The organism is Photobacterium sp. DNB23_23_1 (assembly GCF_052873815.1).
Window position 1 is genome coordinate 1 of record NZ_JBNNXT010000071.1, and the last position, 11,864, is coordinate 11,864.

General features: G+C 43.9%; 9 protein-coding genes and 1 pseudogene. 5 read left to right on the plus strand and 5 right to left on the minus strand.

The window, feature by feature from the left end:
- Window positions 1-244 precede the first annotated feature (244 nt).
- Window positions 245-832, plus strand: a pseudogene (locus ACVA53_RS24385) (IS1595 family transposase); the annotation flags it as partial.
- 358 nt (window positions 833-1,190) lie between these two features.
- On the opposite strand, the gene ACVA53_RS24390 reads toward ACVA53_RS24385, so the two are convergent.
- Window positions 1,191-2,117, minus strand: coding sequence for a LysR substrate-binding domain-containing protein (locus ACVA53_RS24390; protein ID WP_446506558.1), 927 nt, complete (start codon window positions 2,115-2,117; stop codon window positions 1,191-1,193).
- A 112-nt stretch (window positions 2,118-2,229) separates the two neighbouring features.
- Here ACVA53_RS24390 and ACVA53_RS24395 point away from each other — a divergent pair, with 112 nt between their 5' ends.
- Complete coding sequence (locus ACVA53_RS24395; RefSeq protein ID WP_255045433.1) at window positions 2,230-3,105, plus strand: AEC family transporter; 876 nt, start codon at window positions 2,230-2,232, stop codon at window positions 3,103-3,105.
- Window positions 3,106-3,396: 291 nt separating this feature from the next.
- Here the strand turns inward: ACVA53_RS24395 and ACVA53_RS24400 are convergent, their stop codons facing one another.
- Both ACVA53_RS24400 and ACVA53_RS24405 read right to left on the minus strand, forming a co-directional pair.
- Entirely contained in the window at window positions 3,397-4,440 is a 1,044-nt protein-coding gene (locus ACVA53_RS24400; RefSeq protein WP_446506559.1) for a GMP reductase, read from the minus strand.
- A gap of 263 nt (window positions 4,441-4,703) precedes the next feature.
- On the minus strand, window positions 4,704-5,708 hold the full coding sequence (locus tag ACVA53_RS24405; RefSeq protein WP_255045287.1) for a zinc-binding alcohol dehydrogenase family protein: 1,005 nt from the start codon (window positions 5,706-5,708) through the stop codon (window positions 4,704-4,706).
- 139 nt (window positions 5,709-5,847) lie between these two features.
- Here ACVA53_RS24405 and ACVA53_RS24410 point away from each other — a divergent pair, with 139 nt between their 5' ends.
- Window positions 5,848-6,756 (plus strand): LysR family transcriptional regulator, encoded by a 909-nt coding sequence (locus tag ACVA53_RS24410; RefSeq protein WP_446506560.1) that lies wholly within the window; start codon window positions 5,848-5,850, stop codon window positions 6,754-6,756.
- A 104-nt stretch (window positions 6,757-6,860) separates the two neighbouring features.
- Here ACVA53_RS24410 and add read toward each other — a convergent pair whose 3' ends face one another.
- Window positions 6,861-7,856 carry an adenosine deaminase gene (add, locus tag ACVA53_RS24415; RefSeq protein WP_255045289.1) on the minus strand — a complete coding sequence of 332 codons (996 nt, stop codon included), beginning with the start codon at window positions 7,854-7,856 and terminating at the stop codon, window positions 6,861-6,863.
- A 217-nt stretch (window positions 7,857-8,073) separates the two neighbouring features.
- On the opposite strand from add, the gene ACVA53_RS24420 reads away from it, so the two are divergent.
- Window positions 8,074-8,733, plus strand: a complete 660-nt coding sequence (locus tag ACVA53_RS24420; protein ID WP_309243494.1) for a Crp/Fnr family transcriptional regulator — start codon at window positions 8,074-8,076, stop codon at window positions 8,731-8,733.
- Window positions 8,734-8,938: 205 nt separating this feature from the next.
- Complete coding sequence (locus tag ACVA53_RS24425) at window positions 8,939-9,922, plus strand: hypothetical protein (RefSeq protein WP_446506561.1); 984 nt, start codon at window positions 8,939-8,941, stop codon at window positions 9,920-9,922.
- Window positions 9,923-10,077: 155 nt separating this feature from the next.
- Here the strand turns inward: ACVA53_RS24425 and ACVA53_RS24430 are convergent, their stop codons facing one another.
- Window positions 10,078-11,553 (minus strand): peptide MFS transporter, encoded by a 1,476-nt coding sequence (locus ACVA53_RS24430; RefSeq protein ID WP_446506562.1) that lies wholly within the window; start codon window positions 11,551-11,553, stop codon window positions 10,078-10,080.
- Between the last annotated feature and the right edge of the window lie 311 nt (window positions 11,554-11,864).

Consider the following 11,864-nt stretch of genomic DNA (forward strand, 5'->3'; position numbering starts at 1 on the left):
AGCGTACCACTTTCGGCAGTTGGCTTCCTCTTTTACACCTTCCCATGAGTGTCGCACTTATTATCTGAATTCAGGCTCAAGAAAATGATAGTTCATTTTTTATTTTAATTCACAGGAAAGATAAATCAGTTTCATCAAACTGAGAATAAGATTTGTAATTTTATCATACATATTAATGTAAATATTAATTATGGGAGCAAATATGTATTATTTTAATATGATTATAATATTCCTGAATTTTCATTACCTTCTAATCATTTACCTGATAACACAAGAACAGAATGGTATTTCAGCGCTTGAACTTTCAAGACAATTGGGTGTTTCATATAACGCAGCATGGCGGCTTAAGCACAAGCTCATGCAGGCCATGAAAGAGCGTGATGATGAATCCTCTTTGGATGGGTATATCCAAATGGATGATGTTTACTGGGGTAGCGTGCAACGAGGTACTCGCGGACGGGGAGCCAAAGGGAAGCGGCCATTCGTTGCAGCAGTATCACTGAATAAAGAAGGCCACCCAATGAAAATGCGATTTAGTGCTGTCGAAGGATTCAGGAAAGTGGAGTTAACGAAATGGGCTAAGGTGCACTTGCGGCCTAAGTCACTGGCAATTTCAGATGGCTTAGCCTGTTTTAGAGGTGTTGAGGATGCAAAAAACTTTCACCTTTTCATTGTCACTGGCGGAGGTGCCGACTGTGTGGAGCTACCCTATTTCAAGTGGGTCAATACTATGATTAGTAATGTTAAAAATGCGATGCATGGTACATATCATGCGATAAATAAGAAGCATCTACCACGCTATCTTGCAGATTTCTGTTTTAAGTTTAATCGGTGGTAATCAGGTAAAAGAATGCTCTTCTCAGACGTAGTCGTCAATACTATATAAACCCAAAGTGGGTAAGTTAATATTTCACTTTTGAAAGTCATTTACTCAGTTAATGGCGGTCAAAGATAAAGATATAACTTAGCTTAACTTTGTCGGATAGGCGACACTCATATTCACGCTGTAGCCAAAAGGCACGAGAGCTGAAAAGAGATTGTCCAATCCTCTTTCGTGATCACTACGCTCTCCGCACCATAGCGGGCATCTAACGACGATAAAGCAGGAGGATCGTCTTTAAACGAGTTTATGCACCTACGACATCTTCGTTGACTGTGCGGTAGTTCATGTCCTTTTTGATATGATCATTTTACTTCGACAAACTTTGAAAACGCTTAGCAAGAAACTCAACGCAGACACGTGTTTTTGCCGATGTTGATAAACGTTTAGGGTAGACCGCCCAGATGTTTGCAGGCTGCGTGTAGTGCGGCAGTATCTGAACTAATGTCCCTTGCTCAATCAACTGCTTTACGTCCCAATATGCCCGCAGCATGATCCCTCGATGATTCAAGGCCCATTGACGCACAATATCGCCATTATTTGAGGTGAGTGTTCCGTTGATCTTGACTGATTTTTTCCCACCCTCGCAATGGTCAAGCTGCCAGCTTCCATTAATAAGGTGGCGGTCCTTGATCGTTAGGCATTGGTGATTGGCAAGTTCATCAATGGTTTGTGGTGTGCCGTAGCGGCGTAAATAGTCGGGGGTTGCGCAGAGGATTCGTTCATGGCTGGCGAGTTGTTTACAGATATATTGTGGCGGTAGCTGGTCGCCGATATAAATTTCAACATCAAACCCTTCGGCAATGAGGTCAACATTGCGATCAAATACGTCGAAGTGAATATCGAGCTCAGGGTAGCCGGCACTTAGCTCGGCCAACGCTGGAGCGACATGAGCACGGCCAAACCCAAAGCTACTGCAAATGTGTAGCTGGCCACGTGGGCTCTCCTTGGTCTTAGACAATTCAGTGACCATATCGTCAAGGTTATCTATTACACGTGTAGCCCAGTCGAGAGCGGATACTCCCTCTTCTGTGAACGTTAACTGGCGCGTTGTTCGATGCAAGAGTTGGGTTTGAAGCGTTTTTTCTAGCGTCGCAATTCGCTTACTGATATAGGCCGGAGACTGACCTAGATGCCGCGCAGCCTCGGCAAAGCTTCCTTTAGCGGCAACGGTCAGCAGAACGTTTAGATCTTGTGGTAATGGGTATTGTTCACGAATCGTATTCTCAGTCTTCATTATTAACGCATATTAAGCACATTATGTGTTTGATATTATAACGATTCACATTTCGTTGCATCAACATCTGCTGTAACCCTTCGATAAATCACGGAACGAGACCCCAGACGTCATGCTTTTTGAACTCTTATTTCCTCTGCTATCTATCATGGCTACGGGGGCGCTCCTCGATAACAAAACAGACTTATTTGATACCCCAGTCATTCCCAATTTGGTGACAACCGTTGGTATTCCCTGCATGATGCTACACGCCGTACTACAAATGAATATGAGCTTTGCTACCATGGGGCAGTTAGTGATTGCTACCTTGGTATACCTTGTTGCTATGGCAATCATTGGCGCTGCCGTTCTTTATTTCAGCCGCCAACCTATTCGTCAGTACCTGCCAGCGATCGTGAACCCGAATACGGGCAATATTGGTGTGCCGGTTTGTATTGCATTATTGGGTCCACAAGCTGCGGCGCCAGCGTTGGTGATCTCGTCTGTGGTACAGATCAGCCACTTTACACTCGGAGTGGGCTGTTATTCAGGCTCAATGTCGCCCCAAGCGTTATTGCGCAATATGCCGGTGATGGCTTTGGTCTTTGGGGCGTTGCTCACACTAGCTGAGATTGAATTAAACCCGTCAGTCATGCAGTCATTGGATATGGTTGGCAGTATTACCGTACCTTTGATGTTGATGCAGCTCGGCTGCACTGTCAGTCGATTAAAGTTTTATAATTTATGTAAGGCTTATAAACCTGCAATGCTTGCAGTAATGCGAGTTCTACTTGGCGCGATGGTTGCCGTCGTTGTTATTCAGTACTCGCCGGTTTCAACGCTTGACGCAAAAGTATTTGTTATTCAAGGAGCCATGCCTATCGCTATTATCAGTTATGTCTTGTCATGTCGTTACCAATCTGATTCGGACGATATCGCCCTTGCTATATTGTTTTCCATTCCTCTGGCGATTATTACGGCTTTAACTTTTAGCCAACATATATTCTAGTCGGGTGGCGTGGCTTGTTACGATTAGAACAAGTTACGTTTGCTATATGTACAGACATTTAGTGATTTTATTACATGTCTTTATACCAAGCTGGAAAATTAACTGGTTAGGTCGCTCCACTCGTTCGATATGATCTTTTAGTATGTATAGTACAGGTTTCACTATCGATCTAATGAAAAAGCCAGAGTAAGATCAATCTCTCACTCTGGCTTTATGTGGCTTTTAGTACAGTTCTAACCGCTATAGATATAACGTTCAGTTGTTTTTACAATTTTAGCTAAAGTGTTGTAATTACTCTTTACCAAATACGTTGTTTTCTTGCTCTTGCACGCGGATAAACGTTGTGCGCTTAGTCAGCTCTTTTAGCTGCGCCGCACCCACGTAAGTACACGTAGAGCGCACGCCACCCATGATGTCCTGGATAGTGTTCTCAACAGGGCCACGGAATGGCAGCAGAACGGTTTTACCTTCAGCGGCACGGTACTTAGCAACACCGCCAGAGTGCTTGTCCATCGCGCTTTGAGAAGACATGCCGTAGAACTTCATGAACATTTTGCCGTCTTGCTCGACAATTTCGCCGTTGCTTTCTTCGTGACCCGCCAGCATACCGCCAAGCATGACGAAGTCAGCACCGCCACCGAAGGCTTTAGCAACGTCACCCGCACACGCACAGCCACCGTCACCGATGATGCGACCACCAAGGCCGTGTGCAGCGTCAGCACATTCGATAATGGCAGACAGCTGAGGGTAGCCAACACCAGTTTTAACGCGAGTAGTACATACAGAACCTGGGCCGATACCGACTTTCACGATGTCAGCACCCGCAAGGATAAGCTCTTCTACCATGTCGCCAGTCACAACGTTACCTGCGCTGATCACTTTGTCCGGGAATTCGGCACGTACTTTTTGTACGTATTGTACAAGGTGTTCAGAGTAGCCGTTGGCGATATCAATACAGATAAAGATAAGGTCATCAGAAAGGGCCATTACATCTTTGGTTTTCTGGAAATCAGCTTCAGACGTACCAGTAGATACCATTGCATTGTTTAGCACGCTTGCGTCGTTGGTTTCAACGAATGCCGCCCAGTCAGCCACTGTGTAGTGCTTGTGAACAGCCGTCATTACACCGTGCTTAGCAAGGGATGCGGTCATTTCGAAGCTACCGACAGAATCCATGTTTGCAGCAATAATTGGTACACCAGACCATTGACGACCGCTATGCTTGAATGTAAAATTGCGGGTTAATTCAACTTGAGAACGGCTTTTTAGGGTTGAACGTTTTGGACGAAACAGTACATCTTTAAAACCCAATTTCAAGTCTTGTTCGATACGCATTGGTAATTCCTTAAATCTTATCGAATATTGCCGCATGGTCGGTAGCTGTTGGCAGACAGCGCGCCTATACACCATGTTGCAGGCACAAAAAAACCGGAGCGTTGGCAGACGCTCCGGTTTTCAGCATTATAGGCTGAGAAACTTTTTTAACAAGTCTAATAATATGAATTTTTTTGTGTTACCTTAACGAAGATAGCACCTCAACTACTGCATACTCTCTGCGTAAAACCTCACTGCCTATAATGTAACTTGTTGAATCTATATCAAAATCCTTCAAGTACTATTTTACCCATCGCTTTCTGTGACTCCAAAAGATCATGCGCTTTCTTTAAGTTTTTTGCACAAATGGCACCGCCCTGATGAGCAACTGTTGATTTTATATCCCCGTTATCGACCAATTTTGCAACATTAGTGAGCAAATGGTGCTGCTCAATCATGTCTTTAGTGCCAAATAATGAGCGGGTATACATAAATTCCCAATGCAACGAGATGCTTTTACGCTTGAGTTGCAGGATGTCAAAAGAAGCGGGATCATCAATTAGGCCGAATTTTCCTTGTGGTTTGATAGACTCAACAATCTCGCTTAAGTGATCGTCAGAGTTGGTTAGGCCCACCACATAGTCGACTTCACCAAGATCTTTGTCAGCGAGCTGCTTGCTGAGAGACTCACGATGGTTGATAACGTGATCCACTCCCAGCTCTTCAAGCCATGATTGTGTTTCAGGGCGCGAAGCGGTGCCGATAACGGTTAGGTTGGTCAGTTTTTTCGCCAGTTGGACCATAATTGAGCCCACACCACCAGCAGCGCCGATAATAAGTAGCTTTTTGTTACTGTCTTTCTCTACTTCCAAACGGTCAAACAGCATTTCCCATGCGGTAATAGTTGTCAGTGGTAAAGCTGCCGCTTGCGAAAAACCTAAGCTTTTCGGCATGTGACCAACAATTTTCTCATCAACCAACTGGTATTCAGCGTTAGTGCCTGAGCGGGTAAGATCACCGGCATACCAAACTTTATCTCCTGGCTTAAAGAGTGTCACATCCGGACCGACTGATTTGACGATACCAGCGGCATCCCAACCGAGCACTTTGTATTGCCCCTGTTCTGGAGCAACACGCATTCGAACTTTGGTATCAACCGGGTTGACCGAGATTGCTTTGACTTCAACCAATATATCCGTCCCGCTGGCGACAGGCTCAGGCAGGGTGATATCAATAAGAGAGAGTGGTTCAGAAATTGGTAATGATTGTTGGTAGCCGACTGCTTTCATGTTGCTCTCCTTTCGCTACCCTTACAAAGGGTCGTAGGTGATTGTATTTGTGTTGGTTTCATTTTAATTGACAATGAAATTTTGAAAAACCACTATTAGCTTAAATTACTTTCAAATAATTTTTGAATATGGGTTAAAGATGAAGGCTCTCAACGATCTCAAGATTTTTATTGAAACGGCAAGGTTACATAGTCTTTCAGCAGCAGCGAGAAACATGGATATCACGCCCGCAGCAGCAAGTGCTGCGCTTAAAAGACTAGAAAATGAAGTTGGAGCGTTATTGTTTATTCGTTCAACCCGCAATCTACGCCTCACCCAGCATGGCGAGCAATTTCTGAATTATTGCGAGCAGGCCGTCGGGCTGATGACTGAAGCATGTCGCGTTATTAGTGAAGGACAGGCGGAGTTTCAAGGCGTCATCAAGCTGTCCATGCCATCAGACTGCGGCCGTAATCTATTGTTGGGTTGGATTGACGAATTTATGATGTCACACCCGAAGTTAGAAGTCAGGGTGCAGTTAACGGATGGCTTAGCAGATATGTATACCCAACCCGTTGATGTCGCTTTGCGCTATGGTGAACCCAGTGACTCGTCATTGGTTGCCTTGCCTATTGCTGGGGGCAATAAGCGGATATTGTGCGCATCGCCTGATTATCTCTCTAAGTATGGTTACCCTGATTCCCCTAATGAGTTGGTGAAACATAACTGTCTCTGTTTTGCCTTGGGTGAGAGTTTGTATAACCGTTGGCGATTCTTTCACCAAGGACAAGAACAGATCTTGGTGGTCAAAGGAAATCGTTATGCCAACGACGGGGAGGCTGTTAGGCGTTGGGCTCTTGCTGGGAAAGGTATCGCTTATAAATCGCTATTGGATGCTAAAGATGACTTGCTGGCAGGGCGTTTAATCGAAATAGATATTGGTAGGGAAACCGAATCTGCTCCTTTATATTTAGTGTGCGCTAGTCGTAGAGTAATCAACCCACAAATTCAGGCGTTAAGAGAGTTCCTTGTTGGTAAAGTCGAGAAACACGTTTCATCGCCACAATAGACAAACCAGTGATTTGGCAAAAAATGTTAGATTGCCAATGATGTTACGAGGTAAAAGTCCATCATGGTTACGCTCGCTAACCATGATGGTGTATAACTTAGGCGTTACTTAGCCAGTTTCATCAGGTCTTGCTTAATGTCGTCTGATGCGAAGGAGTGCTGAACACTCATCTTGTAAATTTGATAGTAATCGTCAACGCTCAGTTCAAACTGTTCCATAACTTTGCGAACTTCATCAGTCATCGTGGTGTTGGACACCGTGCGGTTATCAGTATTGATAGTCACAGGCACACCATCTTGGTAAAATGCCTTGATTGGGTGAAGGGCAAGCTCACTGATTGCTTTAGTTTGAACATTGCTGCTTGGGCAGGTTTCAAGGGCAACGTCATCTTGCTTCACAAGGTTGTATGCTTGTTCATGATCTTTAATCGCAACACCATGGCCAATGCGTTCTGCACCTAGGATTGCAATAGCGTCATAAACATTTTGTCCGCTGCCTTGCTCACCGGCGTGGATTGTAACTCTAAATCCTTTGTCTTTCGCATACTGCGCGTAGGTCGCATAGTCGTGGCAGAACCCATCCAGCTCACTACCGGCCAAGTCAAATGCAACCACGCCTTGGTTTAATAAGCTTACGCCAGCATCAATCACTTGGGTGATGGTGTCTGAAGGCAGGAACTTCACCATCGAAAGGATATAGTTACCCTTGATATCATATTGCGCTTCAGCCTTTTTCATTCCCTTTACTGCACTGGCAATGATTTGGGCATAGGTCAGCCCTTTTTGAATATGAAGCTGAGGGGCGAAGCGTACTTCCAAGTATTTTACATTTTCTTTGGCTGCATCTTCAAACAGCTCAAATGAAATACGCTCTAAGCTTTCTGCGGTTTGCATTACCGAAACGGGTAGGTCAAAGCGACTTAGGTATTCAGGTAGGTTTTCGCAAGCCTCGGGTGCAACCATCAATGTATTGACTTCATCAACATCATAACTTGGTAGAGTGACATTATGCTGTTTGGCCAGGTCGATAACAGTCTGCGGTCTAACGCTACCATCTAGGTGGCAATGAAGATCAATTTTCGGCAGGTCGAAGTAATTCATTAGTGTTGTCCTAACAATGTATAATCTGGGAATCGGTAAGGCTTCCCAAATTGCGGTTAATCTTTATGAACGCAACATAGCAGGAAGTTTTTCTCTCCCTGTGCTTATGAACAATAGCTTAAAGAATAGCTTGGGGTTGATAACACGACAATTGTCCGGGTGTGACAAGTTTTATTTTACTAATCGATAGGTTGGATACCGTTTACCAAAAATGGATATGTCTGAAATTCTGAGTAAAGGGCCAGAACGTTTTCGTCAGCTAGTTAAGAATGAGAACTTTCGGCGCATAATTCGACATAAGGGCGACTATATTGTCAGGCAGCAGCATGAAATCACAGAGGTGTATTGGACTGCTGCCGCCCAGTTTATGCTTTTACACACCGCGCTCAATGGCAAAACATTGAGCTTGGGTGATTACTACCTCGAAGATAACTTTTTCGGCGAGATTGAGTTTTTCTCGGGCAATCCTTGTTCATTTGATGTGGTAGCAACGGCGACTATTGAACTCGTTGTGATTCCGAAAGAACGATTTGTCGAGATCTTACTCCAGGATGCGACGATATCATTTTGGATGAATCACCGGATGGCGAATATGTACCAATCGTCAATGAACATCGCTATTGAACGATCTTTGTACCCGCTGAAATTCAACATCGTTAAAGATATCGTTAGTCGCTGTACCTCTGAAGCCAGATCGTTAAATCATGATTATATGTATCAGGAGGCGCAGCGCTTTGGCTGTACTGATAGGGCCTATACCCGAATTATTCATGAGCTTATAAAAGAAGGCTTAGTGAAAAAAGGGGAGGACAACTCTTCGATCATTCCGGTTAACCTTGATCGACTGGTAGGTTACTTGAATCAGTGTCAGCAATAACAATTAAGGCCACATCAGTGGCCTTTTCTAAATCTTTTTACCAACCTACATAAATACTTGATCAACTACTTATCCAGATTGGTATTACAGCCAAGCAGTTACTATACGTAGACTTTTTAAACAAAAGCATAGGCTACGGCTTAATTGTATTAACTTAACGTTACAACTACGCTGATACCAACCCCTCTCAATGGATACCTAGGCAATGACCACAAAAAAAAATCAATTTTTCGCCCTTTCATCTGCCATTTTACTCGCTACGGGGTGTTCACCAGAACCGGACATGCCATCTAGTACGAACCTCAGTGATTACCGCGGTTCAGCAAGCATTACACAAGGCATTGCTAAAACGGTAGAGACGAATCTTTTTGAGTGTAAAAATGGGCGTAGTCGAGTTGCTGGTATTGGGGAAATTACAGATACAGAAGGAAAAATTTGGACTGTTCCTGCCAAAAGCAACTTTGTTACTGCACCGAAAGCCGTCGACTTATATGAGGAGTGTGCAAACATTACTCCCCAACGTCTTGATGATGTAAATGAGGACTCTATACCTGTCGCCGTTATAGATCCTGACGGTGAAGAAATCACGGGCTATATTTTTGCTGATAATTACTTTGAGCTATACATCAATGGCAGCCTTGTAGCCGTAGATACCGTACCGTTTACACCATTTAATTCTAGTATTGTGAAGTTTAAGGTTAAGAAGCCTTATACTATTGCAGTAAAAGCGATTGATTGGGAAGAAAACTTAGGCTTGGGTACTGAAGATAATCGTGGGAAAGCTTATCACCCAGGAGACGGTGGTTTTATTGCTAGCTTTAGTGATGGGACAGTCACAAACTCAGACTGGCAAGCTCAAGTATTCTATACTGCACCAATTTATGATCTGACGTGTCTTAGTGAAATTGAGGGTCGACGTCTATCTGAAACTTGTACTACTGAAGGTACTGATGATGGCCAGAATGCTTATGCTGCTCATTGGGAAACCCCAAGTAATTGGATGGGAAAAGATTTTGATTCGACATCTTGGCCTCAAGCAACATTATACTCAGAAGATGAGATTGGCGTAGACAATAAGAATGCCTACATGAACTTCATTGAAAAATTCAGTGGTGCAGGCGCGAGTTTTATTTGGTCAACAAATGTCGTATTGGATAACAAAGTTCTACTGAGGTACGAGGTTAAGTAGACCTTCTTGTGTAGTTCTATCTACCTCTGAGTTAACGCAGTCATGCTTTCTAAATTTAGAGGTCATCTTCTGCTCTTGTTGTTTGTGAATGTTAGGCAATAAAGAAGGCTCATTCAGAGCCTCTTTAAATCATAGTGTTATTGAATAATCACTGATTATGCATCGGCCAGCGTTGCATTTTCCGGCTGATCCGTTTCTGCTTTTTTCAGCATCACTCGAATTAAACGAGAGGCGAGTAGGGCAACAACAACCATAACGACTGCCAATATTGTCAATAAGCTGAAGTAATCACCATAGACCGTTTGTACCACCTCTTGGGTAACCTCCTGTCCTTTCTCCATTGCAATAGAGGTTGAAAATACGGCACCGACAATACCGCTTAGCGCGATGGCGACAGAAAACAGACTAACTGAGAAGTTCTCAATATGCTTTGGTGCAACCGACAGGATGAAAGCAACGACTAAGCTACCAACAATCACTTCTGCCAATGCTTGGAAGAAGTGGATAGCCAGAAAGACTTCTGGGCCGATGATGACATTTTCACCGATGTTGTAGACCGCCATCGTCAAAATACCGAAGGCAATGGCAGTCAGTACAAAGGAAAAGCTCACTTTGGTCGCGGTAGAAAAATTGATATTTCGTTTTTCCAACGAAGAGAAAGTCCAAGAGACTAGCGGACCACCAACAATACACCAAAGTGGGTTCATTGCCATTGAGGCTTCTGGGGCGATAGGGATAATACCGAAGAGATCGCCGCGCATGGTATTGATGGTCACCATCGTCATTGAGGTCATCATTTGACCGTAGTAGACAAAAAATGCAGTCGTAAGGGCCGTTATAATTAAAATTGTGCCCATTTTTAGCGAATCAGAGCGGTTAGCCTTCATCATCAGCCAGATAAAGTAACCGATCGCGGCCGCACCAATGGCATATACGATGTTTTTGCCGATAGCCATGTTTGAGAACATGAAGAAAACCAGGCCGATCATAGATGCTGAGATAACGCTGAAGGCAATCCAGTTTTTAGCCCCGGTAGGTTGGTTATCCATTTCAGCCGCAACAGAGAGTAGCGACTTACGTGAGGTAAGCAAAATTACGAAGGCAAGAGCAGCCATTACCCCAGATAGTGCAAAGCTACCATTGAAGCCGAGGATCAATACGATCATTGGGAAAAAGTACTGGCCTAGGAGCGCACCAATGTTGTTGACCGAGTAGTTAACTGGGTAGGCATTCTCAAAGTGCTCTTCAGATTGGAAGGTACGCTTGTAAAGGCTAGGGTAGGAAGGGGACATTAAGCCGCGTGAATAACTTGCTAGCGCAATACCGATCAAACTCATTGGCACGTTAAGGGTGGACGCACCCATTACAAGTAGTGCGTAACCAACAGCAAAGCCCAGATAGCTGATTGTCAACGAGCGGTAGGCACCTAGATATTTATCAGCAATAAAACCACCAGCGATAGCAAACAATGGGCCAATGGATGAGAAAGCACCAACAACCATCATGGTGTCAGCTTCACTGTAATTGAGGTCTTCTAGGAAAAAGCGGGTGAGGATCACCATCACGCCGTAGAAAGAAAGGCCAAACATCATTTGGCACACCATCATCGACTTATTGAGTCTGTTCCACATATTTACATCTCTATGTCTATGGATTAGGGGTGATTACAGAATTTTAATTTGTAACCAAATGTAAATCATGGCGGATATTATCACTTCTGACCGTCAAGTACTCTTTAAAATGTGTTTTTAGTGAGCAAGTCATCATTAGTTTTATTTATTTTACGGGTTAATAAATTTTATGCGAGGTGGCTTGATGAATAACCTGTGTCAATGGTTTATGTGTATGTAATTTATTTATCAATGGTAAGCGCCCCACGATCCCACGTGGCGCGCTTTAATAATCGAAGTTCCAAGGAAGCAGCGAGTCGATATCCGGCTCA